This is a genomic window from Myroides profundi (genome assembly GCF_000833025.1).
Lineage (GTDB): Bacteria > Bacteroidota > Bacteroidia > Flavobacteriales > Flavobacteriaceae > Flavobacterium > Flavobacterium profundi_A.
The window spans coordinates 2,220,365-2,246,429 of record NZ_CP010817.1; the positions used below are offsets into that span (position 1 = coordinate 2,220,365).

A 26,065-nucleotide genomic window follows, 5' to 3' on the forward strand; every position below is an offset into this window, starting at 1 on the left:
CTAAAAAACTGGCTCTCAACTAGGTGTAGCTATTTCGTTAAAATGTAGGTAAAAAGACTGGTTTTTATTCCTCAATAATGAATAATAAGTTTAAATTTGCGTTTCTAATCCACAAAAAAGTTATGGTTTATAAGTTCAGAGTAATCCTTGATACTGAGGAAGATATATTTAGAGACATTGCTATTTTAGAAGATGACTCATTAGAAGATTTACACAATGCTATCGTTAATGCTTTTGGTTTTGACGGAATGGAGGCTGCTTCTTTTTATGCGTGTGATGATCAATGGACTCAACTAGAAGAGGAAATTTCGTTGTTCGATATGGGAGATACTCCTGGAGAGCACAAAACAATGAGCTCTACTACTATCGGTTCTATCTTAGATGAAGAAAACACAAAAATCATATATGTATATGACTTTTTAAATATGTGGACTTTCTTCGTTGAATTAGGAGCTATCGAAGAAGAAGAGCCAGGTGCAGCTTACCCAGAATTACTTTTCTCTCACGGTATCTTACCAGATAGTATGCCAGGCAAATCATTCACAGCCAATCCTGTATCGAATGAAGATATTTATGGAGAGTTTGACGATGACTTCGATGACGAAGACTACGATATGTTCGACGGAGATGATAGTTTTGAAGACTTCGGATACGAAGACACTTGGAACTAATAACTATTAATTTCATTTTTTAATTTATAATTTAAGTGGTATACTACTGCTTAATATATTATTGCCATTATGATCAACTTATTTAATACGCACATTGAAACTCTATCTATCCATAGAGTTGGGAATAAGAGTAGAAATGAAGCTATCTTCTTATCTGCAGAACCTTATAATTTAAACGATGAAATAGCTCCTTTATTAAAAGAGTATTTCTTTAAACCGTTCCGCGAAAAAGAAGAAAGCTATTACCAATTTGCTCATGATGTTGATTTAGAATTCAACGAAATGTACAACTTTGCAAATGAGATTTTCAATGCTCCTTCAGCAGATAATGTACAAGAAGTTTCTAAAAAAATCACACGTCACTTATACGAGCAATCTAATCACCCACACATTAAAAATGGAGAAGTATACGTTACTTACTTAACGAACTTATCTATTGATAATAATGTTGTAGATGCTATCGGTATCTTTAAGAGTGAACTTAAAACTGATTTCTTACAATTACAAGAAAAAGATTCTAATCTAGAAATGCTTCTTCTACAAGGAATCAACTTAAACAAATTAGATAAAGGATGTATTATCTTCAACTATAAAAAAGAAGAAGGATATAAAATCTTAACGATAGACAGTAATAAATATGATGCACGTTATTGGTTAGAGCATTTCTTAAATGTAGATATCTTCCAAGACGAAGCGTTTATGACTAAGAAATACCTTAAGTTCTGTCAAGATTTCGCTAAAGACGTAGTTCTTCCTGCTGAGGATAAAAAAGAAGAGGTGATGTTTATGAACCGTTCTGTAAACTACTTTGCTAAAAATGACGAATTCGAAGAAACGAATTTCTTAAACGAAGTAATAGACAATCCTGATTTAGCTGCGGAGTTTAAAAACTACAAAGTGGACAAAGGAGAAAAATACAGTATCGAAGACACTACATCTTTCCCTATTGCAAATAATGCAGTGACAGATGCTAGAAAGAAACTGAAGAATGTAATCAACCTTGATACTAACATTCAGATTAAACTTGATTTTATCAACCCTGATAGTGCTGATAAATTCGTAGAAAAAGGATGGGACGAGGAGAAACAAATGTATTACTACCTAGTTTACTTTAACAAAGAGCAAAAATCTTAATTAAAGACATATCAAGGCGATTCCACACTGATTTGGAATCGCTTTTTTTATACCTAATACCTTATAATATGAGAGAATTCAACTATATCTTAATATCAGAGAACACCTTTAACAGTGAGAATCCATTAGATATTATTAACTCTAATATCTCTGTAGTAAATTATCTACGTAACTCAGAAGTAGGTGATGATGAATTACATCCAGATGCTTTCGCTAGTTACTGTGTGGATTATTATCTAAACCTATTAGAAACAGAAGGACTAGCTTCCTTTATTTGGAAGAGTAAATGGGATCTAGACCTAGTAGAGATTATCCATGCTGGGCTTACTGCTATGGAAGCAAAAGAACACTTAGACTATTTCGAAAAACAAATGCGCAGAGTAAAAGCATTTAGTAATATCAAACTAAAGAAATTCTTCGAACTAGATTTAGGCAAAGAAAAAGAAACGACTTCTCTACTGGAAGACAACTCGTTTAAAGAAATTACAGAAGATTTAAGAGCACTTAATTCCTCTTGGCTAAAAACACACCCTGATCTAAAAGTTGTAAGCTTAGAAGAAATGCAAAGCATTATTACAGACTTTCTAGACTCAGATTCAGAATAGTACGCATAAAAAAGCTCCTCAATATGAGGAGCTTTCTTTTTGTATTATTTACTGAATTCGAACTTTGAAATCTTAAGATCATTACCTTCTTGGCTTAGGTAAATTTTCTCTGTAATTGTTTCTGGTTCATTTTCATATTTTACTTTGTACTCAAAATAGAAATCTTTAGTCTTCGCTTTTTTATCTCTATCAGTCATCTCCCATTTATCCATTGTAAAGCTATCTAACTTTCCAAATTTCTCTTTTTTAGCTTTTAAGTCTTCTACAAGTTTTGCTTTTTGGTCGCTATTGAAGAAGTCATCATCTACTAAGTTGGGGATAGAATCGTATAACCCTTGTTTAACGTTGTAATAATACCATCCTATAATCTTCTCACCAGCTTGTTGATCCCCCAATTCTCTACTTTTTTTTGCATTGGTACAAGACATAAAAACTAACGCTGCGAATAATAGTGTAAAAACTTTTCTCATAAGAAATACTTTTAATTAATTGTTAAATTCTAAAACTCTCCTGATCTTTTTATTTTACATAAATTTAATAAATAATAATGATTTACACAAATTACCTGCAAAGAATTAACTATTCTTGTTTTTTACCAAAATATGTATAAAACCAAGTTATAGTATATGTGGGTATAAAATCTAGACCTGGAGACAGCTCCTCAATGAAGTTAACCACAGCTGCTACCTTACCTACTTTACCAGGATACATCTTCGCTAGAATGTAGGCTGACACTGGTGCCCACACCACATCAGCTATCTCTCCCACCCCAGGTATAGCATAGGATAAGTACCCTATAAGGTCCATAAATATCCCAATAAACAGCTGTCTATATTTAATTTTATTATTCGTAATCATCGTTACTTACTTAAGCTTCGCATTGTACTTTGCTTTAAACTTGTCTAATTTAGGCTTTACCACTAACTGACAATAAGGGTTCTTATCTCCACTCTTTTCAAAATAATTCTTGTGATAATCCTCTGCCACATAGAATTTCGTCGCTTCTGATATTTTAGTTACGATAGGATCATCGTATACTTTTTCACTACGCAAAATATCTAAATACTCTTTAGCGGCAGCTTTCTGAGCTTCTGTCGTGTAGAATATCTCACTTCTGTACTGTGTCCCTACATCTTCTCCTTGTCTATTTAAAGTAGTTGGATTATGACTCGTAAAGAACACCTCTAATAATTCATTATAATTAATAGCCGTAGGATTATACACTAGCTTCACTACCTCTGCATGACCAGTTTCCCCTGTGCATACCTCTTCATAGGTAGGGTTTTCTTTTTTTCCTCCGATATATCCTGGAAGCACTTCTTCTACCCCTTTTAAGCTTTTATAGATAGCTTCAATACACCAAAAACATCCTGCTCCGAATATTGCCGTTTCTAATTTATTATTTTCCATTGTCTTACTTTCTATTTTTTATTCGTTAATTGCTTTATCTAGTTAATCATAAGCCATATTAGACTTATATACATCAGCAGTATAAAGATACTTTTTTATTTTAAAAATATATTACTCGTCTTTTAATCATTTTTAGGTTTTTAAAATAGGTAAAAAGCGTTACTTTGTATTTCTAAATTTAAGTAAATGATCAGAGCAACTAATATTCATAAATACTACGATAAACTTGAGGTTTTAAAAGGAGTAGATCTACATATAAAAAAAGGAGAGATTGTTTCTATTGTAGGAGCATCTGGAGCTGGTAAGACAACCTTACTTCAGATACTAGGAACATTAGACAAGCCTTCTATAGAAAGTCAAACCACTCTTTCTATAAATGGTCAAGATATTCTAGGTCTTAAAGACAAAGAAATATCTAAGTTTAGAAACTTACACCTTGGCTTTATCTTTCAGTTTCATCAGTTACTACCTGAGTTTACGGCTTTAGAGAATGTGTGTATCCCAGCTTTTATTGCTAATAAAAACAAACAGGAGACAGAGAAAGAAGCTATTCGTCTATTAGAATATTTAGGACTATCTCACCGTATCCATCACTTCCCATCTGAGTTATCAGGAGGAGAACAGCAACGTGTAGCTGTAGCTAGAGCGCTAATCAATAAACCCCTTGTCATCTTTGCAGATGAGCCATCAGGTAACTTAGACACACACTCAGCAGAGAACTTACATAAGTTATTCTTTAAACTAAGAGATGAATTAGGGCAGACATTCGTCATTGTTACACATAATGAAGAACTAGCGAATATGGCTGATCGCAAATTAACCATGGTAGATGGTCAAATTAAACAAAAACAAAACTTACATGACTAAAGCAGAACTTAAAGAGTTCCTTGATGAAAAGGTAATTCTTTATAACAACCCTACTTTTATTCAGGACGATCCTATACAAATCCCTCATCTATATACACTAAAAGAAGATATAGAAATAGCTGGGTTCTTAAGTGCTACTATCGCATGGGGAAATAGAAAAATGATTATTAAGAATGCACATCGCATGATGGAACTCATGGGAAATTCTCCTTATGACTTCGTGATGGAGCACCATGATGACCACTTAGAAAGTTTAAACAGCTTTGTGCACAGAACTTTCAATGGTGTCGATTTTGCAACTTTTATAAAAGGGCTTAAACATATTTATACCAACCACAATGGACTAGAAAATGTCTTTGCAAACCAAGAAATGAATATGCAAGAGAGAATTTCTAACTTCAAAAAACTATTCTTCGAGATAGAACATCAGTCGCGAACACAGAAACATATCTCTGACCCGCTCAAAGGATCTGCTGCGAAACGAATCAATATGTACCTGCGCTGGATGGTCAGGGATGATCATAAGGGAGTAGATCTAGGGATATGGAAACAAATCAGTACAGCTGATTTATCTTGTCCATTAGACGTACACTCTGGTAATATGGCTAGAAAGCTAGGTATCCTAAAGCGAAAACAAAACGACGCAAAGGCACTCGCTGAACTAGATGCGGCTTTGCGTCGTTTCGATCCTATAGACCCAGTCAAATATGACTTTGCCCTATTTGGCCTAGGAGCTATTGAGAAGTTTTAATAATCTATAACTTGATAATCAAGTTTTACTTTATTGTAATAAAGTGCTTTTACGATACCATCTGACACCCCTATTTTAGGAACATAGATGTATTTAGCACCACTCCATTTCATGGCGTTATTATAGATGTTTATAGCAGGTATAATAACGTCAGCACGATCTGGGTTCAATCCTAATAAAGAGATTCTATCGTCATAAGACATCTTACTTAGTCGTAGTAATTGTTTGTGTAGATAGAAGTAAGTAAGAGGCTTATCTTGCGTCTTTCCAGACATTTTAAAGATCTTATTGATATTCCCACCACTACCGATGACGATTAAGTCTTTTAACTCCTTAGTCTCTTTCTTGATCCACTGCTCTATATCTGTCCATACCTGAGGCTCTACCATATTATTTAATAGACGTACAGTACCGTTTTTAAACGATCTAGAGTTCAATTGTTTACCATTAGAGAACAGCGTAAACTCTGTACTTCCACCTCCCACATCGATATACAGAATACTATTGCTACTATTGATAAAGTGCTTTAAATCTGATGAAGCAATGATCATCGCCTCTTTTTTACCATCTATGATACTGATCTTTATTCCAGATTCTTTATACACTCTATCTACGATAGATGTAGCATTAGTAGCTTCTCGCATGGCACTAGTAGCACATGCCATAAATCGATCTACCTTATTTACCTTCATTAATAAAAAGAACGCCTTCATTGCATCCACCATACGGTCTTCCGCCTCAGGAGATACTTTTCCTGTAGTGAAAACATCTTGTCCTAATCGAATAGGCACACGTATTAATGAACTCTTACTAAATATAGTCTCTCTTCCCTCTTCCTCGATGATATTCATAATCAACAGTCTCATGGCGTTAGAACCTATATCTATAGCAGCATACTTCTTTATTTTTAGCATATATAATTTCTTCTTTTACTTTAACTTATTTTGATAATACTTATACATTTCTTGCTGAGCATGAAACATATTTTCAGCCGTATATCCTCTATACTTATTAGACAAGTCTGCTGTCTGATATCTCGTCTTATAGTTTCCTTTCCACCCGATATCGAATGTATCGATCAACTCTTGTTTTACTAAATCATCGTAGATAGGACAAGTTACCTCTACCCTTTCATCTAAATTTCGAGTCATAAAGTCCGCTGAAGAGATAAACACCTCAGGATTGTCATTATTCCCAAATATATAAACTCTAGAGTGCTCTAAGAAACGGTCTACAATACTGATCGCTTCTATATTCTCACTCATACCAGGTACTCCAGGTATTAGCGAACAGATTCCTCTAATGATCAACTGTATCTTAACTCCTGCATTACTCGCTTCATATAGTTTATCGATCATCTTCAGATCTGATAAACTATTCATCTTTAATCGAATATAAGCAGGCAATCCATTCTTAGCATTCTTAATCTCTCTTTCTATCAACTTATAAAACCCTTTACGCGTATAGTGTGGAGATACTAATAAATGCTTATAACGATGTACACGATAGTTCACTTGAAGAAACTCAAATACTTTAGACACATCCTTCATTAGCGAATTATGGCTAGTAAATACAGTCACATCTGTATATACCTTAGCTGTACTCTCATTAAAGTTACCTGTTGAGACAAATCCGTAACGTTTTACCTTTTTATTTTCCAGACGCTCTACTACACAGATTTTGCTGTGTACTTTCAGTCCTTTCACTCCGAATATTAACTGAACTCCTTCTGCCTGCATTAATTCAGAGTAATAAATATTACTCGCTTCGTCGAAACGCGCTTGCAATTCCACTTGAGCGATTACCTTCTTACCATTCTTTACAGCATTGATAAGAGAGCTAATAATCTGCGAATTTTTAGCTAGTCGATACAGTGTTATCTTAATAGATAATACTTGTGGATCTAAAGCTGCTTCACGCAAGAACTTAACTAAATATGAATAAGACTGATAAGGAGTGTAGATCATATAATCACGCTTCTGTATCTGCTGAATAATACTATCCTCAAGACTTAATCCCTTCACAGCTACTGGTATCTGTTTTGGATAGGTAAGATCCACTCTCCCCGTAGTCGGGAAGCCCATATAATCACGTCTATTATGGTATCTCCCTGAAGGAATAATACTATCGTTAAGCTCAATCTCTACGTTCTCTAATAAGAAATCTAACAGCTCATCATCCATCTCCTGATCGTAAACGAAACGCACGATAGCCCCTTGCTTTCTATCGCGTACTCCACTAGAAATCTTCTCAACAAAAGATTTGTGTAAATCTGTATCGAAATCTAGCTCCGCATCACGTGTTACTTTAATCATATAAGCAGATTCTGCTTTTAGATCAAAGATATTAAAGATAGAATCTAGGTTATATCTGATGATATCGTCTAACATCATGATATACTTCTTCCCAGGATCTTCAGAAGGTACTTCTACGAATCGGTTAATGATATTCGGAATCTCAATAATAGCATAGCGAACTGAGCTATTATCACGTCTTTGTTTATTAGTACAATGCTTCTCTACAAGCTTTTCGTCTACTTCTAACTTCACAACTAAATACCCATGCGTATCCCTTAGAAGAGGGAACTCAGCCAAATCACTTAGGATAATAGTCACTAAGTCAGGAGATACTTGATGTAAGAAAAAGTCTTTGACAAAGGCTTGTTGTGTCTCACTGATCTCTTTCTCATTGACCATAAAGATTCCTTCATCTTCTAGTTTGCGCTCTACATCATGTAAGATGCGTACACTTTCTTTCTGAAGTTGAATAACCCTCTCTGTAATTTGAGCCAATAGATCTTTTACGATAACTCCACTTCCCAGTCTTCGATTACTCTCCCCTGTCAATGTCATTCTACGTATAGTGGCATAACGAACTCTGAAAAACTCATCCAAATTATTTGAGAATATACCGATGAATCTCAGCCTTTCTAATAAAGGGACTGTTTCATCACCTGCTTCTTGAAGTACTCTCTCATTAAATGACAACCAGCTTTTCTCGCGGTCGATATACTTGTATTTTGTTGTGTTATTATTATTCATTATTTCTTTAAGTCTCTTGGGAAAATAGTTAATTCAGTTGTCCCCTTTTCTATATCCCCCCAATCATTCGTATCAAAGTTAATGATTACAACGCCTGATGTTGGTACATTCTCATAGGTTTCGCTACCAAATTTATTAACAAATTTTGTTATTGCCTCATTATGCCCGAAAAGAATTAGGGTGTCATGCTCATTTTTACATTTTTTTATCGCTTTTGTTAATCCTGACCGTTCAAAAGTGTATACTTCTGGATTTTGAATGATACAATCTAGGTTAATCTCCATATTCTGACAGAATATTTTGGCGGTCTCACTAGCTCTTTTTGCAGGGCTACTCCATACAATAACTTTAGCAGGTAAATGTCCCATTAAAGTATGCGAAACTAAATGCGCATCATTAACCCCTCTGGTCGATATTGGGCGTGACAAATCATCTGTTATAGCGTTCCAGCATGATTTTGCATGTCTAATAAGGATTAGTTTTTTCATAATAGTTTTATTTACGGGTGGTTTATTGTATTTTTTTAATTTATGCATCACAATCCTTGCCAAGAATTATATAAACATATCTAAATCTAATAAAAAATATCAATATAAAATATATTTTAAGCTATAAAATAAAAACTTTACTTTTGAGCTATTAATTATAAAATAGAATAATGAGAAATTTCTCTATAGAATTTAAATGGGCTTCTTATGCTACGTTAGCAGCTTTAGTTTGGATGTTTATTGTCAAATCTCTTGGTTTTCACGACTTAGAAAAGATTAGATATGAGGTCGGTTTTGAACTACTTTTTAACCTTGTGTTGATTATCTTTTATTGGTTGGGAATAAGACAGAAGAAACGCGAATTCTATAACGGTGTTGTTTCTTGGCAACGTGCTTTCTTATCAGGATTAGTAATCTGTATTATGATTACATTCTTCTTCCCGATTATACAGTACATTACGTTTAACCAAGTTAGTCCTAACTTTATGGCTACCTTACAGGAGGCACTAGCGACACAGACTAGTATGTCTCTAGAAGAAGCAACTAAGAATGCTACTTTCGATATTTTCTTAAGAAATGGTGTCACAAATAATCTGTCTTTTGGAGTTGTATTTATCGCGATTATTTCGTACTTTATACAGTCTAAAAACATAGCAGAACCTGTAGTAACAGAGAATAGAAATAATAAACAAAAAAAGAACAACAAACGAAAAAATAATAAATAATCGAATTTTATGAATTTAAATAATATCCCCCTAATTAAGAACCTTGAGGCTGATAACTTCTTTTTATTAGCTGGGCCTTGTGCTATCGAAGGTGAAGAAATGGCTATGCGTATCGCAGAGCACATCGTAACAGTAACTGACAAACTAAAGATTCCTTATGTATTTAAAGGTTCTTTTAAGAAAGCAAACAGATCACGTATAGATAGCTTCACAGGTATCGGTGATGAGAAAGCACTTAAAATCTTACAAAAAGTAGGAAAAGAGTTTGGTATACCTACTGTAACAGATATCCATGAGAACTCTGATGCGGCTATGGCTGCTGAGTACGTAGACATCTTACAGATCCCTGCTTTCTTAGTAAGACAGACAGATTTAGTAGTAGCTGCTGCGAATACAGGTAAGGTAGTAAACCTGAAGAAAGGACAGTTTATGAGTCCTGAGAGTATGAAGCATGCTGTACAGAAAGTATTAGACTGTAATAACGAAAGCGTAATGGTGACAGATAGAGGTACGATGTTCGGATACCAAGACATGATCGTAGATTATAGAGGAATCCCTACTATGCAACAGTATGCTACTACAGTATTAGACATCACGCACTCGCTACAACAGCCAAACCAATCGTCTGGAGTGACAGGCGGACGTCCTGATCTAATCGGAACTATTGCTAAAGCAGGTATCGCTGTAGGTGTAGATGGACTATTCTTAGAAACACACTTCGATCCAGCAAATGCAAAAAGTGATGGAGCAAACATGCTACACTTAGATTACTTTGAAGATTTGATGAAGAAATTGGTTGACATTAGACAAACAATCAATAAATTTTAAAAAATATTTTCAACACTACTTTTTTTATAACCAATCAGTTAGATAAATTCGGTAAAAAAAAGAAGAAAAAAAAGCCTTGCAAGTCTTGCAGATTAAGAAAACAGCCCTATATTTGCACCGTTCTAAACAAACAAGATAAGCAAAAGCTTAGGGGAGATACTCAAGCGGCCAACGAGGACGGACTGTAAATCCGTTGGGAAACCTTCGCAGGTTCGAATCCTGCTCTCCCCACCAAACGTTCATTAACAAGAAAATATTACCTAGATAAACAAACCTTTTAGGAGGGGAGATACTCAAGCGGCCAACGAGGACGGACTGTAAATCCGTTGGGAAACCTTCGCAGGTTCGAATCCTGCTCTCCCCACAAAAAGTCTTATCTATTGTATAAAAATATAGTCTAACAAACCTTTTAGGAGGGGAGATACTCAAGCGGCCAACGAGGACGGACTGTAAATCCGTTGGGAAACCTTCGCAGGTTCGAATCCTGCTCTCCCCACGAAGACTTTTTATACAATACATTATCTAGGTTACCTCTTAGGAGGGGAGATACTCAAGCGGCCAACGAGGACGGACTGTAAATCCGTTGGGAAACCTTCGCAGGTTCGAATCCTGCTCTCCCCACTAGTTAAAAAAGCGACCAATAGGTCGCTTTTTTTGTTTATATACCTTTCCTACTCTATTTATTTCTTTATCGTGTACCTTGCTGATTCTTGCAGATTGCTTGCACTTTCCTTGGAGTTTCCTAGCCTAGAGAGGCATTTTCTCGAAGGAATGTGCTAGAACACCCCTAGCATTCCTCTAGCATCCTACTTATACACTCCATAATTAAACAGGAGACACCCATTACACTTTCTATATTCTCTAACCTATAGGCATAAAAAAAGCGATAATAGAGACATAACCTATTATCGCTTTCATTTATATTATAATTACCTATAAAGTAATCTTCTTGCCTTCTCTCATTACCTCTAGCTTAGGTTGCCCCTTGTGTTGTTGAAGATACTTTCTATAGTGACATAACTTCTCCATGGGAATACCATCTATAGAAAGCACTACGTCTCCTAATCGCACTACATTCTCACGTTCATGAATGGCAGCCACCATATACTGCCCATCTATATAAGCAATACCGTATCCTATCTTCTCTAAATTAGAGACTACATTACTTTCCTTAACCTTTTTAAAATAAACTAGATTTAAAGAAGGCAAATAATACAAGTGAAACTGTTTTATAAACTCCACTCCCATCTGATAGGTATTATCATTCATATTAAAGGTGACCTCTTCATTCTCTAACGATATTTTACCCATCTTGATTTTAGCTTCTTGCGTGATCAGTGTACGATTCACCATTTCATTCATACCGAAGGCTCCTATACTCCCTACACTGATGTACGAATTAAACTTTAAAGTTCTTAAGTAAGCGATCACACCTCTATCTGCTGTCATGGTTAGATATCCATTATCTCCTGTATCCAATAAGAATAGTCGTTTCACACTTCCCCCCATTTCTACCGGAACCATAATTCTACTTTTTTGCTCCGTAGGATAAGTATCGACAGGGGTAAAATTATTAGTCAATATAGTATTCACTAACTCTGGTGACAAATCGTGTAATAAGATTTCCTTTTTGATAGGGTCTATCTCTAATATCTTATCCTTATAGATAACATTCCCTAAGATACCATCGATTTTATAACAACTAAATATAGGGTCGTTAATCATCGGAAAGCTCTCAAAGTCTGTAAACGGCAAATGGCGAAAAGTATAATTTCCCACCTTTAGACTATCTACATATATGGTCTGAACTGCTTGTACAACATTATTAGCATCTACTGCAGCTATATTTTCTCCATGATAGAATTCTGAAAGCAAACTACTTCTAATAGACAATCCATCCCACCCTGTGTCAAATAAGAACTTCATCGGCTTATTATTAACCTGCAAGTCTACGAGCATCCAACCAGACTCATCGTCATAAGGCAAACGAATAGTCTGTGCATAGCCCACTATAGACACTAAAAAGAAGAAGAAAATCAGTTTTAAAGCTTTCATATAATATAAATTGATTAATACCCTAAGTTAGATAATTTATCAATCCCTTTTCTATAATTATGATTAATACACATGCTTTTTAACAAACAGAATTAGGTAGAGACAACCAGAGATCACAAAAACTTTCTATTCCTTAAGATTCCTATTTAACTACTTATACTAACGACTATAACACCATAATTTCGCCAATAACTACACTAAACTAATATTCAATCACTTACACACAAAACACCGCTTATATAAACTCATTATGAATAAGCATCAACTATACTTATCAAATGAAATTAAACTTATTTTTGCGGCATGAGTAGAAAAAGAACAGAAAGAATCGTATTCGAAAACGTAGAAGTCCTTGATGCAGGTGCAAAAGGCGTTTCGGTAGCTAAAGCTCCAGATGGGAAAGTAATCTTTATTCCTAACGTAGTTCCGGGAGATGTGGTAGATGTGCAGACTTTCAAAAAACGCAAAGCGTATTATGAAGGGAAAGCTGTGAAATTCCACAAATTTTCTGAACATAGAATAGAGCCAGTATGTGAACACTTCGGAGCTTGTGGTGGATGTAAATGGCAAAATATGAACTATGCACAACAGTTATTCTATAAGAACCAAGAGGTTTTTAATAACTTAAAGCGCATAGGTAAAATTGAATTACCTGAATTCGAACCTATCTTAGGATCTGAAGAAACATTGTTCTACAGAAACAAGATGGAATTCTCTTTCTCTAACGCTCGCTGGTTAACACCAGAAGAAGTAGCTAGTGGAGAAGAAATGGGTAAAGAAAATGCATTAGGATTCCACATCCCTAAAATGTGGGACAAAATCTTAGACATCAAAAAATGTCACTTACAACAAGATCCTTCTAATGAAATCAGAAATGAAATCAGAAGATTCGCTAACGAGCATAATTTAGCTTTCTTTAATCCACGTGAGCAAGAAGGTCTGTTGCGTACATTGATGATCAGAACTGCTTCTACAGGTGAAGTAATGGTGATGATTCAATTCTTCTATGACAACAAAGAAGAACGCGAGTTATTATTAGACTTCTTAGCAGAGCGCTTCCCTATGATTACATCATTACAGTATGTAGTCAATGGTAAAGCGAATGATACTATCTATGATCAAGATGTAGTGCTTTATAAAGGACGTGATTATATCTTAGAAGAAATGGAAGGACTTAAATTTAGCATCAATGCTAAGTCGTTCTACCAAACTAATTCTGAGCAAGCATACGAACTATACAAAATCACAAGAGACTATGCAGGTCTTACAGGTAACGAATTAGTATATGACTTATATACAGGTACAGGTACTATCGCTCAGTTCGTTTCTAAAAAGGCTGGTAAAGTAGTCGGTGTTGAAGCTGTACCAGAAGCAATAGAAGATGCTAAACTGAATGCTGAACGCAATAATATTACGAACTGTGATTTCTTCGTAGGAGATATGAAAAATGTATTTAACGATGAGTTCATAGCGACACATGGACATCCAGACGTTATCATTACTGACCCTCCTCGTGATGGAATGCATAAAGATGTAGTAGAAATGCTATTAAAAGTAGGTGCAAAACGCATCGTATACGTAAGCTGTAACTCTGCTACACAAGCACGTGACTTAGCTCTTATGGATCACAAATATAAAGTGATCAAAGTACGTCCTGTGGATATGTTCCCTCAGACGCATCACGTAGAAAACGTAGTTCTATTAGAACTGAGATAACAAATAATAAACTAACAACAAAAGGCAATCATCTTGGTTGCCTTTTATCTTATAAAACGATAACGATGAACCAAGATAATAATATTCCTGCCGAAGCTTTAAAGAATCTTGTAGGAGATATCGGATTCTGTCTAGTCTCTGCTAAAATCATGATCGAAGGCGAGAAAGTAGACTATATGTACCGAGAAGAACCAAACTCTGATACTGATAGTGGATGGAGATTCTTAAGCAATACAGAAGATGAAGCATACTTAGATAATCCTGACAATACAGATATCTATAGTGTGAATGCTGTAGCTCATAATGACAAAGCTATTATCCCTTATCTAAACGCTCCTGTAGGAAGTGAACTAGGTCGTGTAGAAGGAACGGATGAGTTCGAAGTGTTAGATTAATTAATTCTACAAATGATGTAAAAGCTCTCTTTTGAAGAGCTTTTTATATTTTAACTATAGATTATATCTTAATCCAACTCTAATCAATGTTAAGAATAAAGATAAATTAATTATACTGAATTGATCTTACTCAATTACTAATACGTAATACTTACTTCACTTTAAACACGAACCAAATACTCGCTAAATTAAATAAATGCAAGGTTAAAGTTAACATTGTCGAAATTTGTCTTAATTTTATATTAATTATAGATTACTTTTACTTCAATATAAAAACAACCAAAAGATGAAAAAAATTCTAACTGCACTTTTACTACCTATGCTAACCTTAATTTCGTGTAGTAGCGATGATAATAACGCAGAGCAAGAACGAAGTGGACGTCTTATCCTTGAGGCTAGAACACTAGAAACTCGCGTAAATAAACCTCTGTACTTCCTTGTTAAAAATCAAGATGGAGACTATATCACAACAGAAGCTACGATAACCAATCTAACTAGTGATGAAAGTGTATCTAAACAAGGGCGTTTTAAACCATTAAAAGTTGGTGAATATACTTTTCAAGCTAAAGCTAGTAATGGAAAGGCTTTATACCATGACAGTAATACTGTCACTGTTAAAGTAACCGAACCTACTGAAAAAACATTCTATCTCAATGGTACTACCTACCAGGTAGATAAAGCTACCTTAAGCATCGTAAGAACACAGTATAAAGATGAGTCTGGAAAAGAGGTTATTAGCGATGTCATTGTTTCAGAACCTGCTAACACATACCACAATGAATATATTTTAAAATTAGAAGCAAGCAAACCTGTAAGCGCTACTATGACAGTTTCTTTTTTAGTTCCGAATGCTTCTGTTAAGAGTGTTGATGGAAAAATTACTGACTTTGGAAAACGTATATATCCACATGAAATAGCAGAAACCCAACTAACTAGTATCGTAACATATAGTGAGATAGAAAATGGCATGATTAGCATTATTAATTCTTATCCAAATACAGACCTTGAATTCTATTTCTTAACAACTCCTAAAGAGGATGTAAAAGAACAAGTACTAAATAAAAGCTACTTCGAACTTAAACTAAAAGATAAACGTATTGACTACGTTGGAGATGTAACATTCACAGAAATTATAGAGTAAACAGATTCTTCAGTCCATACTGAAAAGATATAAACGATAAGAGAGAGGCTAGCCTCTCTCTTTATTTATTACGTACTATCTTAAAATCACAGTCAGACCTTTTGGTCCATGTGCTCCTACTACTAAAGCTTGTTCAATATCTGCAGTCTTAGAAGGACCTGATATATAGACCCCAAAGCCTTTCTCACTCGGTGTAATCAGTTTATATCCTTCATGCATATTATTCACTAATTTAGAACGATCTAAGACAATAACTAAATACTGTGTGATGAAGTATAGAGCTTTGTGCTTAAGTTGCTGTGGAAGCCATATACACCCATTCTCACATACTCCAAAGGCTCCTTCTACAATAGCTAAATCCACATTATTTAAGTCATTAGGGCTTTCTACACTATCAGGATCTAAAGTTGTCAAGTGAATACCATTTACCACTGAAGCAATTTCTTTTGCCTCTGGATAAAGAGCGCGAATCACTTCATTGATATCTTCACCCTCTTTTAAGATTATAGCATCACCTCCAACTGCTTTAGACACTTCTATGAATTGGGTTAATTTATCGTCAAACTCAATTGCAGACAGATTCATTTGCGGCTTGTCAAAGACCTGTTTTGTATTGCGTCTTATATTATTTAATATTTGATCTCTACTACTCATAACTCCCCTATTGTTTCTTTACTTTTCCTTTTTTCCACATTTCTGTAAACGACTCTTTTGCAAAATTCGGTAGGTTACGCCCGTCTTCCCATTCTTTTAACCCAAAAGTCAGAGAACGCGGTGCATATTTTGCCAATGAACTAAACTTCAAACTCGTTCTAAACAAAGCAGGATGAGTAAACAAAAATTGCATTCCTGTTGATATTAGTTTTTTAGATGAATTAGCCTTGCCTAAAGAATCTAAATCTTGACGCCATTTATAGATTTGATCAGCTAAGTCTATTTTCACTGGACATACATTATTACAAGAATAACATAGAGAACAAGCAGATAGATTCTCACTGTGTTTAACAGGATCCTTAAGCATTCCTAAGTTAATTCCTATTGGCCCAGGGATAAAGTAAGTATAAGAATATCCTCCACTACGTCTGTACACAGGGCAAGTATTCATACATGCTCCACAGCGAATACAATTAAGAGATTTGATATGTTCTTCATTGCTCAATATTTCACTTCTTCCATTATCCACTAAGATGATGTGAAACTCCCCTCCTTCGATTGGTTTTCTAAAATGAGAAGTATACGTAGTAGTTGGTTGTCCTGTTGCAGAGCGGGCTAATAATCTAGTAAACACACTTAAACTCTCATAATCTGGTATTAGTTTCTCTAACCCCATAGAGGCAATGTGTAGTTTAGACAATGAAGTTCCCATATCGGCATTTCCTTCATTGGTACAAACAACAATCTCTCCTGTGGCTGCTATACCGAAGTTCACTCCTGTAATTGCTGCATCAGCAGTAAGAAAATCATTGCGCAAAGAAGCTCTTGCTGCCCGAGTAAGATAAGTTGGATCACTATTGCCTTTCTCTGTATTTAGTTTTTCGGCAAATAAATCTCCTACTTCTTCTCTCTTCATGTGGATAGCAGGAAGTACGATATGTGAAGGTGCAGTCCCATTCAACTGTAAGATACGCTCTCCTAAATCACTTTCTACAACATCAATACCCTTGGTCTCTAAGTAATGATTAAGATCACATTCTTCTGTCAGCATAGACTTGCTTTTCACTACTTTTTTTGCATTGTGCTTATTTAAGATCTCTGCCATGATAGCATTGTGCTCATCTGCATCTTTAGCCCAGTGTACTATCACTCCATTAGCTATAGCATTTGCTTCAAACTGCTCAAGGTACATCGCTAGATTACTAACACTATGTAGTTTTATCTTCTCACCCATTGCTCTAAGGTCTTCCCATTCAGGAAGCGTCTTAGACATTCTATCTCTTTTCTCTCTTACAAACCACAGTGCATTATCATGCCAAGTAGCTTTCTCTTTATTCTGCTGAAACGCGTCAGCATTCTGTGCATGTTTTGTACTACTCATAATTATAAACCTGAAGCTAGAATTTCTACAACATGAATCATCTTGATAGGCATCTTATTCTTATCTATGATCCCTCCCATATGCATTAGACATGAACTATCTGGCCCTGTTATATACTCTGCACCAGTAGCCACATGACAACTCACCTTATCATTCCCCATTCGGATAGAAATAGCTGGTTCTTCTATAGAAAACATCCCTCCAAAGCCACAACACTCATCTACTCGAGTAGGTTCTACTACTTCTACACCTTCTACAAGACTAAGCAAGGCTTTTACCTTAGAATAAGGTTTTATATTTAATTCACTAGCTGCTCCTAGCTTTAATTCTCTTAATCCATGGCAACTGTTGTGAAGGCTTACTTTATGAGGAAACTTACCTGGCAATTTGTCAATCTTCAGGATATCGTGTAAGAATTCACAGATATCATACACCTTACCACTTACTTTACTCGTACAGCCTTCCTTCTCCATTAATCTCGGGTAAGTATCTTTTACAAACCCAACACAACTACCCGAAGGAGCAACTATATAGTCAAACTCTTCAAATAAATTATTAAACTGCTTCGCTAAAGGCAAAGCTTTATTCTCGAAACCTGCGTTAGCCATAGGTTGACCACAACAAGTCTGATCTACGGGATAATCTACTTCTACCCCAAAATGTGTCAATATTTTATAACTTGCTAATGCCGCCTCAGGATAAACTGCGTTCACATAGCAAGGGATAAACAACCCAACTCTCATATATCTATCTATTTAATTCTTAACTTCCAATATATACTATCAAGCCTGCTATTAAAATATATAACAATGCAAAACCGACAGCTTTTTTAAGGATAATACCTTCTTTACCTTGTTCTCCACAAGCTGTTGTAGCTACAGCAATACTCTGTGGAGAAATAATCTTTCCACCTGTAGCACCTGTTGTATTCGCTGCTGCCAACCATCCTTTATCTGCTCCAATCTTATCGGCAACTGTAGCCTGTAACTTACCAAACAAGATATTAGACGAAGTATCACTACCTGTAAGAAAAGTACCTAATGCTCCTATGGCAGGCGCAAAGAATGGATAAAATGCTCCTGTCGCTGTCGCTAAGGCTAACCCTAGAACAGTGATCATACCTGACAAATCCATTAAAGTAGATAAGGCGATTAAACAACATACTGTGATAACAGTCTTTTTTAATTGGACAGTTGTCTTGCCTAATAAAGCAAACAACCCACTTAGAGAAACTCCTTGTATAAGTCCTCCTATTAAAGAACTCACAAAGATGAGCACTCCTGTATCTGTTAGCCAATATATCCCTACAGTACGGATACCACCAGCTATATTAAAATTAAAATTCGTTTGAAATATCTCCCAATTAGATTTCATCATCGTTGCAAAAGGAAACAGAGGGCTAGTCAATAAAACCAGTAATAAGATCAGCCCATATACACTCCATGCCTGAAAGATACTTAGAAGGCTAAAGCTGTGCTTCTCTATTTTACCTTCTTTCTTTGCCGTGATTTTTCCAAATAGGATAATAGTAATCACTGAGGCTATACTTCCTAAAATAGCAGGAGTCTCTGCTCCTATATATACCGCTGCATAATACTGAACAGCTAAGGTAACACCTCCTACCAGAAGACTTAAAATAATGTTCTTTGGGATAGCTTTTACAGATTTATCTGCTAATGTTACAATTAAAAATGGAACTAAAAACATCAATACTGCTAACTGCCAAACTACATGAGCACTAATCGTAGTAATCTGCTCTACCATCTCTACTTCTCTAGCCAAGACAATAACTGGAATACCAACAGCTCCAAAGGCTGTAGGCACACTATTAGCAATCAAACTAACAACGGCTGAGAACATGGGCTTAAAACCTAAACTAATCAAAATAGCTGCAGGAATAGCTACTGCTGTACCAAAACCTGCCATTCCTTCTAACAATCCTCCAAATCCCCAAGTCAGTAGTAATACTTGAATAGATTTATCTGTTGAAATAGCCGAGAACTGTTGTTTAATAATCTCTATTTTCTGAGATTCTACTTGTACATTATAACTATAAATAGCCATTAAGATAATAATCAAGATGGGAAAAACAGCTTTCACTATCCCATATACTACTGATAAAGAAGTATCTATCAAAGAGAGATTAAAACCAAATAACGCTATTAATGCTGTAACAACTAAAGTAATACTGGCACTTTTCTCACCTGGTAACTTTAAAAAACCTAACAATACAATTAACAATATAACAGGGGTAACTGCTAATATTACCTGCAAACCTGAAACAGTTTCTAACATTTTACTTAATCTTTACTTATCTTAGAACTTTAAATATAAGGCGTTATTTACAATTACTATGTTAATTACAGTCATAAAAATCCAACAAACGTCACTATTTAGAATCTTTAAAGCAAAAACGAATCATTTTCTCTACATTTATTCTAAAACATTTATACTCTAAAAGTATAGAAGTTCACTTCGAACTTTTTTAAAGAGTTCTGAATTAGTTTTAGTATTTTTGACAACTTATATACAGAGATAAAAAATCTATATGAAAAAACTAATATTGGCAGTTGCGTTTCTAGGTTTAGGAAGTTTTGTGTTTAGCTCTTGCGAGAAAGACGACATTTGTGGTACGGAAGAACCTACTACCCCTAACTTTCTAATTGAATTCTATAATTTCGAAGACCAAGGAATTGCTAAAAATGACTTAGTTGAAGCTTTTGTAGCTGGTAGAGAAAAAGATGTTATTAAAAGTAAAGCAAACAAATTACTGATTCCTCTTCGATTAGATAACCAGGAGTCTGAATGGATCTTAAAATCAATAAGACGAACTCAGAATCAGACGGACACCCTTTATGATACATTGACATTTAAATATAAAATCAATACGAAGTATCTGAATAAAGCGTGTGGATATGTCTCTACATTCTCTCTAAATCAAGATGGTACATCTCCTATGCTAAATGGAGAATCTCAACAAACGAGTGGTAACTGGATCAAACATTATACAACTGAAACAAATGAAATTCAAGATAGTAAAAAAGCACACTTCAAAATATATTATTAATTGTGGTATTCTACTTTTAGCTTTCTCTTCATTTGCTCAAGAGAATACTGTAAAAGAAATAGAGACCACTACCCCGATTACTGATTCTTCAGAACAATCTCCTCATTACTATCCTCAACGATATGGACTGCGTGTAGGAGTTGATTTGTTTAGAATTACGCGTTCATTCTATGATAACACCTATCAAGGTTTTGAAGTAGTCGGAGATTATCGTCTTACTAAAAACTGGTATGCAGCAGCAGAGATAGGTCATGATAAGATGGATAGAGATGAGAGCAGCTATGGTTTTACAACCAATGGGAACTACATCCGTATAGGAGGTAACTATAACCTATACGAAAACTGGTTAGATAGAGAAGATATGATCTATGTAGGTTTTAGATACGGTTTTGCGACCTTCTCTCAAACTCTTAATTGGTATCAGTCATATACTACTGACCCATATTTCCCTAAAGAAAGAATAGAAGTAGATCGAAAACAAAGTGGACTTAGTGCACACTGGGTAGAATTTGTAGCAGGTATTAAAACAAGAGTATTTAGCAATGTCTTTATGGGATTCACCATGAGACTAAATGGGCTAGTGTCTCAGACACAACCTGATGATTTCGAAAACTTATATATTCCTGGTTATAACAAAAAACACAGTGGTAATATAGGAGTAGGATTTAATTATACCATCTCTTACTTATTCCCTCTATACAAGTCTAAGAAGGATAAGTTTGTTGTCCCTACTGAAGAAGAAACTAAGTTTGACCTAGAAGGAAACGCAATAGAACAAGCTGAGGATTTAAAAATGATTGAAAACAATAAAAAGAAAAAGAAATAATCTTCTTCTGAACAATATATAAAAAAGCCCCGATAGAGATCGGGGCTTTGTATTTTTTATAGTCTATTGAATAACTTCGGATAATTAGTCACTAAGCCATCTGTATCTACTTCTATCGTAGACTCGAAATCACTCCACAAGTTTTTATAGTGATAAGTGGTTTCAGATAGTCTCTCATAACGCTGTACTACTCTAGTAAAACGCTCTTCTATAGGATTAATATACAACACTGCTATTTCCTTAGACTCTCCTATCGCTAAGTTAAGTCTATTAATAGGTAATGCATTCGTAAAAGGTGTCACAGAAATATCTATATCTAAACAATCGTGTAACTCTGGATGCTCTTGTTCATCTATAATCCATTGATTATTTAGTTTATACCCATGTATAGTATAGTGCTTATGCCCTACTTTACAAGTGATATCAAAGAATCTAGTCTCCCATCTCTGGTCTACGACTACCTGATACTCTGCACCATATACTTGGTTATTCTTATTTCCTACTAATTCCCCTTTACAGTGAATTGTCTCTTCTTTATCAATCAAGACACATTTCTCTATTGAAAGATTATCGATACCTGTCCAGACTATATTTCTCTCCATACTATTGAAGTTTAATTGCTACTGTCGCTATAAATGTAGGTAGATAATGATCTACTACAAACCTTGGATTAGGTTGAAAAGCTTCTTCGTATTCCTTAATCAGAAAACCTGCTTTTAACTGTCCTCCTATTAAATCTTGAAGACTATGTCCGAAGACGAAAGCCTCCTCTTTATTTCTTTTTTCTTCTATCTGAGCCTGTGTCATATCTGTCAAGTCCGCATAAGGAATCTTATACATCGGCTTCACAATCCCCTCTACTGTATACTTAGGATCTCTATCATGTATAAATATTACAGGGTTATAAAAGCTACTGATTAGTCGTCCACCCTTGTCCAACACGCGATAACACTCTCTCCAGATCTTCGTCACATCACTTACATAGTGATTCGATATCGGATGTACAATAATGTCAAAACTATTGTCTGCGAACATCTCTAGATTCGTCATATCCCCTTCTACAGTTGTCAAATCTAAATTATCTCTAAGTGCTACTTGTTTATCCTTATTAAGTTGCTCTGTAGATAAATCTAACACAGTTACCTTACCTCCTATAGCTGCTAAAATAGGTGCTTGTTGTCCTCCAGCAGATGCTAGACATAATACACGCTTCCCTTTTACCTCTCCTAACCATTGTTTATCTATTGGAGTTGGCAACACATATAATTCCCATTCACCTTCTTTAGCTTTTGCTACTGTCTCTGCACTTACAGGCATAGACCATTGCTGATTAGCTAACGCCTGTTTATCCCAAGACTTCTTATTGTGTTCTAAATACTCTTTACTCTTCGTCATAATTTGCTATTATTAAATTAGACCTCCTTGCTTTAAATATTGATCAAACAATATTCCGCATACTTTAGCATCACTAAGAGCATCGTGGTGATTTAATGCAAGATTATACTTCTCAGCCAAAGAAGCTAACCCTTTTTTATACAATCTATAAGTACAATGCTTCTCGTATTCAGGCACAGCCAAGTTATAATACTCTAATGTCTTCTCTAAGACTGGAAAGTCAAAGCCAAAGCCATTATGTGCTACTACATTCTGAAATTGTATAAAGGGTAATATCTTATGCCAAACTTCTTCGAATGTAGGTGCATACTGTGTATCTTCTGGTGTGATACCGTGTACGTCAATAAATTTACTCCAATAAACATTCTGAGGAGGTTGTACAAGAATGTTTAAGGAATCTACTATAATTCCGTTCTCAAATACAACTAAGCCAACTTGGCAAATACTATTGCGCTGAGGCTGAGCTGTCTCAAAATCTATAGCTGTAAATTTATTCATCGAAGTATTGTAATCATAATAGCTAAGGTAGTCTTTTTTGATGATAATCTATTAGCCTACTTACAAAAAACATCACTTTGCTAAGTTTTTTAGCTAATCTTTTAGATTTAATCTATTAAATTATAGTTCACATACAGGCATAAAAAAACGACTATAATGTATATAGTCATTCTCTATCAAAATATTTATTGTATCTTACTCTTATTAAATCACTTACTACGATGAACAAGCACTTTATTACCTATGCAATTATATTTAGTATCATTGGTCTAAGTATTTTTTCTATTTACAAAAAGACTCAAAATCAAGCATTTATTAATCAATTTATTTCCACACATAGTGCGTCTATAAAAGAGATTAATTATTTTGACTTAGGGCTATACACCTCTCTTAAACTAAAAGATCATCATGGCAACCAAGTAGACTTCTCTTGCTGTTTCGCTGATTTTGAAAAGCTTACACATGCAGCAACCGCACATTTACTTAAAGAATAACTTGAATCACTTTATCTTTTTCTGAATAACCTCTAACCACGTTTTTCTATCATTGACCACAAATACACATCGGTCTGTGGCAGTCTGTACTTCTATTCCATTATTAAGCAACCACATCACTCTACAAGGCTTGATCGTCTTAATATCTTCAAAAGGAATACGCACTGTACTCTTCTGTATATTAAACTTATGAGAGTGAAACACTAAGGTGTCTTCTGTCAAGCCTAGTTTACCCCCTAAGGCTTCTTTACCTAAAAACATATTAGCTACTCCGTATACTTCTAGCTCTTCTCCTTCTGCTAATGGTATTTGTAGCTTTAGTTCCACTCTTTTGGTCAAGGTCTTAATAGCGTAATACATCAATACAGATAGTACAATACTATACACCAACCCTTTTAAAAGATAGTTTTCCCAACTTTTAATAGCTCCATCGAATAACCAATCAAAAAGAAGCATTATCAACACATATACTGTAAAGAAGAAAACTAGTATTGTTATCTTATCACTATTACTTATACCTATTGTATCATTTCCTATTTTCATAACATTTATTTCTATATTATTTAAACCATCTAATATCTATAGTAAATATACAATATAAACAAGATCTGTATCCCTACTAAGGCATAAAACATCCATAGCCCAGGAAGTAACGCTAAAGGGTTAAAACGAAGTGTTGTCAATTGTTGTAACAAGGTAGAAGGCCCATTACCTAATTTAGCATTTGAAAGGACGTAGTTTGTCGTTTTTCGTTGTACCATACCCGCTACATGATTATCTTCATTAAGTGCTATTAGCTCTCTCTGTATCGCTTCTTTATCAGGTTGGCTTCCAAACAGTGTAGGCTTTTTCTGATGTAGATATTCCATCAACTGAGCCACGTAATTGGTAATAAATACACTTCCTTGCTTCTCCCATAATAAAGAGATTGCCTTCTGAATAGCATATTTATTAGCTACATAGAAATAGGCGATAATCATCACAACTTGTAGAAGAAAGATAATAATCACAGAATAGTTTATATCGCTAAAAAAGGCTGTGAAGTTATCCCAAAAGCCTCGTGCCTCACTTCCTTTTCTCAACTGATAAATCTTACTCATCGAATAGAAAAAAATCCAAAGAGACAAAAATACACCTACCGCCATCATGCCTAGCCATCGAATCAAACATATAAACACGATTCTAAATGACTTAAGGCCTTGTTTTCCTACTGCTACTCCTTTATCTAATACCTTCTTCATTTTTTTATTTAAAAGTACTGAGTATTCCCTAAAAGACAAAAAATAATTAGTGCCGAAACTAAAAAAGCTACCTGATTACGTAGATAGCCTTTATATATAATGTTATTTGAATAACTCGGCATGAGAACCTATCCGAACTAATATAATTTCTTTATTTAGTTCATCTTGTTGTCAAATTAAGAGTAAGTCAGGTAATATATGACATTCCCAGTGATCTTTATAATTACCTATCAGAAGGTGAGGTCTCATCTTCTTTGGTACTAAAGAAACACCTCCTTCTAAAAGGTATTTAAATACCGTTGTCGTTTTTTCAAGTGCTTTAGCATTGTTTTGAATCTTCTTAAAGTCTTTTTTAAACTTACTGGAATATGTCAATTGATAAGCACTCATTACTAACTAAATTAATCTCTCATTAAATCATTTAACAAATCATGAGTATTGTCAAAACGTTTTGATGACATTTTTTCTTTCTGTGCATCCTCTATAGCTTGAATCGTTTCTTCATTAAGTTCGTGAAAATGTATAGCTTCAGCTAATGTTTTCTCTATAAAGTTATTAATGCTTTTATTTTCTTTTTTAGCTAACATTTCAATATAATTGTATAAATCATTATCAAGGCGTAAAGAAGTTGTTTTTTTAAAATTCAATGTATTCATACTACTATCAGTTTATATACAAAAGT

The 26,065-nt window shown here is 34.8% G+C and carries 31 protein-coding genes and 4 tRNA genes; 17 read left to right on the forward strand and 18 right to left on the reverse strand.

All coding sequences use genetic code 11. The features are described from left to right. Nucleotides 1-122: 122 nt before the first annotated feature. The 3 genes from MPR_RS09725 (at nt 123) to MPR_RS09735 (ending at nt 2,410) form a co-directional block, all read left to right on the forward strand. Nucleotides 123-671 (forward strand): IS1096 element passenger TnpR family protein, encoded by a 549-nt coding sequence (locus MPR_RS09725; RefSeq protein ID WP_006263712.1) that lies wholly within the window; start codon nt 123-125, stop codon nt 669-671. A 69-nt stretch (nt 672-740) separates the two neighbouring features. Further along, nucleotides 741-1,805: a nucleoid-associated protein gene (locus tag MPR_RS09730; protein WP_041892072.1), complete on the forward strand. Its 1,065-nt coding sequence runs from the start codon at nt 741-743 to the stop codon at nt 1,803-1,805. Nucleotides 1,806-1,873: 68 nt separating this feature from the next. Beyond that, nucleotides 1,874-2,410, forward strand: coding sequence for a DMP19 family protein (locus MPR_RS09735; RefSeq protein ID WP_041892073.1), 537 nt, complete (start codon nt 1,874-1,876; stop codon nt 2,408-2,410). A gap of 44 nt (nt 2,411-2,454) precedes the next feature. On the opposite strand, the gene MPR_RS09740 is transcribed toward MPR_RS09735, so the two are convergent. The 3 genes from MPR_RS09740 to msrA form a co-directional block, all read right to left on the reverse strand. Further along, the gene (locus MPR_RS09740; RefSeq protein WP_006263714.1) at nt 2,455-2,880 is read right to left on the reverse strand and encodes a hypothetical protein; all 426 of its coding nucleotides are present in this window, start codon (nt 2,878-2,880) and stop codon (nt 2,455-2,457) included. A gap of 109 nt (nt 2,881-2,989) precedes the next feature. Continuing rightward, nucleotides 2,990-3,268: a hypothetical protein gene (locus MPR_RS09745; RefSeq protein WP_041892074.1), complete on the reverse strand. Its 279-nt coding sequence runs from the start codon at nt 3,266-3,268 to the stop codon at nt 2,990-2,992. A gap of 6 nt (nt 3,269-3,274) precedes the next feature. Continuing rightward, on the reverse strand, nt 3,275-3,820 hold the full coding sequence (gene msrA, locus MPR_RS09750; protein WP_041892076.1) for a peptide-methionine (S)-S-oxide reductase MsrA: 546 nt from the start codon (nt 3,818-3,820) through the stop codon (nt 3,275-3,277). A 186-nt stretch (nt 3,821-4,006) separates the two neighbouring features. Between msrA and MPR_RS09755 the strand changes: the two genes are divergently transcribed. Both MPR_RS09755 and MPR_RS09760 read left to right on the forward strand, forming a co-directional pair. Further along, nucleotides 4,007-4,687, forward strand: coding sequence for an ABC transporter ATP-binding protein (locus tag MPR_RS09755; RefSeq protein ID WP_006260029.1), 681 nt, complete (start codon nt 4,007-4,009; stop codon nt 4,685-4,687). Further along, the gene (locus tag MPR_RS09760; RefSeq protein ID WP_041895348.1) at nt 4,680-5,438 is read left to right on the forward strand and encodes a TIGR02757 family protein; all 759 of its coding nucleotides are present in this window, start codon (nt 4,680-4,682) and stop codon (nt 5,436-5,438) included. Before MPR_RS09755 ends, MPR_RS09760 begins: the two co-directional genes overlap by 8 nt. Here MPR_RS09760 and MPR_RS09765 read toward each other — a convergent pair. From MPR_RS09765 to MPR_RS09775, 3 genes are read right to left on the reverse strand one after another with little or no spacing between them, the layout of a single operon-like run. Beyond that, on the reverse strand, nt 5,435-6,352 hold the full coding sequence (locus MPR_RS09765) for a Ppx/GppA phosphatase family protein (RefSeq protein ID WP_041892078.1): 918 nt from the start codon (nt 6,350-6,352) through the stop codon (nt 5,435-5,437). The genes MPR_RS09760 and MPR_RS09765 overlap by 4 nt on opposite strands. A 15-nt stretch (nt 6,353-6,367) precedes the next feature. After that, nucleotides 6,368-8,479 carry a polyphosphate kinase 1 gene (ppk1, locus tag MPR_RS09770; RefSeq protein WP_041892079.1) on the reverse strand — a complete coding sequence of 704 codons (2,112 nt, stop codon included), beginning with the start codon at nt 8,477-8,479 and terminating at the stop codon, nt 6,368-6,370. Further along, on the reverse strand, nt 8,479-8,967 hold the full coding sequence (locus MPR_RS09775; RefSeq protein WP_041895350.1) for a SixA phosphatase family protein: 489 nt from the start codon (nt 8,965-8,967) through the stop codon (nt 8,479-8,481). Before MPR_RS09775 ends, ppk1 begins: the two co-directional genes overlap by 1 nt. A 170-nt stretch (nt 8,968-9,137) precedes the next feature. Between MPR_RS09775 and MPR_RS09780 the strand changes: the two genes are divergently transcribed. The 6 genes from MPR_RS09780 to MPR_RS09805 all read left to right on the forward strand — a co-directional run bounded on the left by MPR_RS09780 (nt 9,138) and on the right by MPR_RS09805 (nt 11,141). Then, a complete protein-coding gene (locus MPR_RS09780) occupies nt 9,138-9,692 on the forward strand; it encodes a DUF4199 domain-containing protein (protein ID WP_041892081.1) in 555 nt (184 codons plus the stop codon). A gap of 9 nt (nt 9,693-9,701) precedes the next feature. Next, on the forward strand, nt 9,702-10,520 hold the full coding sequence (kdsA, locus tag MPR_RS09785; protein ID WP_041892082.1) for a 3-deoxy-8-phosphooctulonate synthase: 819 nt from the start codon (nt 9,702-9,704) through the stop codon (nt 10,518-10,520). Nucleotides 10,521-10,670: 150 nt separating this feature from the next. Then, a tRNA-Tyr gene (locus MPR_RS09790) sits at nt 10,671-10,754 on the forward strand. 49 nt (nt 10,755-10,803) lie between these two features. Continuing rightward, nucleotides 10,804-10,884, forward strand: a tRNA-Tyr gene (locus MPR_RS09795). A gap of 51 nt (nt 10,885-10,935) precedes the next feature. Then, nucleotides 10,936-11,016: transfer RNA gene (locus MPR_RS09800), tRNA-Tyr, on the forward strand. Nucleotides 11,017-11,060: 44 nt separating this feature from the next. After that, nucleotides 11,061-11,141 (forward strand) — tRNA-Tyr (locus tag MPR_RS09805). Nucleotides 11,142-11,453: 312 nt separating this feature from the next. On the opposite strand, the gene MPR_RS09810 is transcribed toward MPR_RS09805, so the two are convergent. Continuing rightward, a complete protein-coding gene (locus tag MPR_RS09810) occupies nt 11,454-12,575 on the reverse strand; it encodes an aspartyl protease family protein (RefSeq protein ID WP_041892083.1) in 1,122 nt (373 codons plus the stop codon). A gap of 303 nt (nt 12,576-12,878) precedes the next feature. On the opposite strand from MPR_RS09810, the gene rlmD reads away from it, so the two are divergent. The 3 genes from rlmD to MPR_RS09825 all read left to right on the forward strand — a co-directional run bounded on the left by rlmD (nt 12,879) and on the right by MPR_RS09825 (nt 15,827). Beyond that, nucleotides 12,879-14,291 carry a 23S rRNA (uracil(1939)-C(5))-methyltransferase RlmD gene (rlmD, locus tag MPR_RS09815; protein WP_006260021.1) on the forward strand — a complete coding sequence of 471 codons (1,413 nt, stop codon included), beginning with the start codon at nt 12,879-12,881 and terminating at the stop codon, nt 14,289-14,291. A 65-nt stretch (nt 14,292-14,356) separates the two neighbouring features. Beyond that, nucleotides 14,357-14,686 (forward strand): DUF2185 domain-containing protein, encoded by a 330-nt coding sequence (locus MPR_RS09820; protein WP_006265470.1) that lies wholly within the window; start codon nt 14,357-14,359, stop codon nt 14,684-14,686. Nucleotides 14,687-14,972: 286 nt separating this feature from the next. Further along, nucleotides 14,973-15,827, forward strand: coding sequence for a hypothetical protein (locus tag MPR_RS09825; protein WP_041892084.1), 855 nt, complete (start codon nt 14,973-14,975; stop codon nt 15,825-15,827). 75 nt (nt 15,828-15,902) lie between these two features. Here MPR_RS09825 and MPR_RS09830 read toward each other — a convergent pair whose 3' ends face one another. From MPR_RS09830 to MPR_RS09845, 4 genes are read right to left on the reverse strand one after another with little or no spacing between them, the layout of a single operon-like run. After that, complete coding sequence (locus tag MPR_RS09830; protein WP_041892085.1) at nt 15,903-16,481, reverse strand: LutC/YkgG family protein; 579 nt, start codon at nt 16,479-16,481, stop codon at nt 15,903-15,905. 7 nt (nt 16,482-16,488) lie between these two features. Beyond that, a complete protein-coding gene (locus tag MPR_RS09835) occupies nt 16,489-17,862 on the reverse strand; it encodes a lactate utilization protein B (RefSeq protein ID WP_041892088.1) in 1,374 nt (457 codons plus the stop codon). Between the two features lie 2 nt (nt 17,863-17,864). Then, nucleotides 17,865-18,605, reverse strand: a complete 741-nt coding sequence (locus tag MPR_RS09840) for a (Fe-S)-binding protein (protein ID WP_006261368.1) — start codon at nt 18,603-18,605, stop codon at nt 17,865-17,867. 19 nt (nt 18,606-18,624) lie between these two features. After that, a complete protein-coding gene (locus tag MPR_RS09845; RefSeq protein ID WP_082027827.1) occupies nt 18,625-20,157 on the reverse strand; it encodes an L-lactate permease in 1,533 nt (510 codons plus the stop codon). A gap of 253 nt (nt 20,158-20,410) precedes the next feature. Here MPR_RS09845 and MPR_RS09850 point away from each other — a divergent pair, with 253 nt between their 5' ends. After that, a complete protein-coding gene (locus MPR_RS09850; RefSeq protein WP_041892090.1) occupies nt 20,411-20,929 on the forward strand; it encodes a DUF6452 family protein in 519 nt (172 codons plus the stop codon). Beyond that, a complete protein-coding gene (locus MPR_RS09855; RefSeq protein ID WP_041892093.1) occupies nt 20,883-21,755 on the forward strand; it encodes a DUF6048 family protein in 873 nt (290 codons plus the stop codon). Before MPR_RS09850 ends, MPR_RS09855 begins: the two co-directional genes overlap by 47 nt. 56 nt (nt 21,756-21,811) lie before the next feature. Here MPR_RS09855 and MPR_RS09860 read toward each other — a convergent pair whose 3' ends face one another. Genes MPR_RS09860 through MPR_RS09870 form a run of 3 tightly spaced genes read right to left on the reverse strand, consistent with a single transcriptional unit; the run spans nt 21,812 to nt 23,648 of the window. Further along, nucleotides 21,812-22,357, reverse strand: a complete 546-nt coding sequence (locus MPR_RS09860; protein ID WP_041892102.1) for a putative glycolipid-binding domain-containing protein — start codon at nt 22,355-22,357, stop codon at nt 21,812-21,814. Between the two features lies 1 nt (nt 22,358). Then, nucleotides 22,359-23,150, reverse strand: a complete 792-nt coding sequence (locus tag MPR_RS09865; RefSeq protein ID WP_041892105.1) for a class I SAM-dependent methyltransferase — start codon at nt 23,148-23,150, stop codon at nt 22,359-22,361. A 12-nt stretch (nt 23,151-23,162) separates the two neighbouring features. Further along, nucleotides 23,163-23,648 (reverse strand): 3'-5' exonuclease, encoded by a 486-nt coding sequence (locus MPR_RS09870; RefSeq protein ID WP_006260008.1) that lies wholly within the window; start codon nt 23,646-23,648, stop codon nt 23,163-23,165. A gap of 221 nt (nt 23,649-23,869) precedes the next feature. Here MPR_RS09870 and MPR_RS09875 point away from each other — a divergent pair, with 221 nt between their 5' ends. Further along, nucleotides 23,870-24,142, forward strand: a complete 273-nt coding sequence (locus tag MPR_RS09875) for a hypothetical protein (RefSeq protein WP_041892108.1) — start codon at nt 23,870-23,872, stop codon at nt 24,140-24,142. A 6-nt stretch (nt 24,143-24,148) separates the two neighbouring features. On the opposite strand, the gene MPR_RS09880 is transcribed toward MPR_RS09875, so the two are convergent. From MPR_RS09880 to MPR_RS09895, 4 genes are all read right to left on the reverse strand, one after another. After that, entirely contained in the window at nt 24,149-24,685 is a 537-nt protein-coding gene (locus MPR_RS09880; RefSeq protein WP_006265476.1) for a GRAM domain-containing protein, read from the reverse strand. Between the two features lie 29 nt (nt 24,686-24,714). Beyond that, entirely contained in the window at nt 24,715-25,383 is a 669-nt protein-coding gene (locus tag MPR_RS09885) for a hypothetical protein (protein ID WP_041892123.1), read from the reverse strand. Between the two features lie 171 nt (nt 25,384-25,554). Further along, complete coding sequence (locus MPR_RS09890; protein ID WP_349267110.1) at nt 25,555-25,773, reverse strand: type II toxin-antitoxin system mRNA interferase toxin, RelE/StbE family; 219 nt, start codon at nt 25,771-25,773, stop codon at nt 25,555-25,557. Nucleotides 25,774-25,784: 11 nt separating this feature from the next. Continuing rightward, nucleotides 25,785-26,039 (reverse strand): toxin-antitoxin system HicB family antitoxin, encoded by a 255-nt coding sequence (locus MPR_RS09895; RefSeq protein ID WP_041892126.1) that lies wholly within the window; start codon nt 26,037-26,039, stop codon nt 25,785-25,787. Nucleotides 26,040-26,065 lie beyond the last annotated feature (26 nt).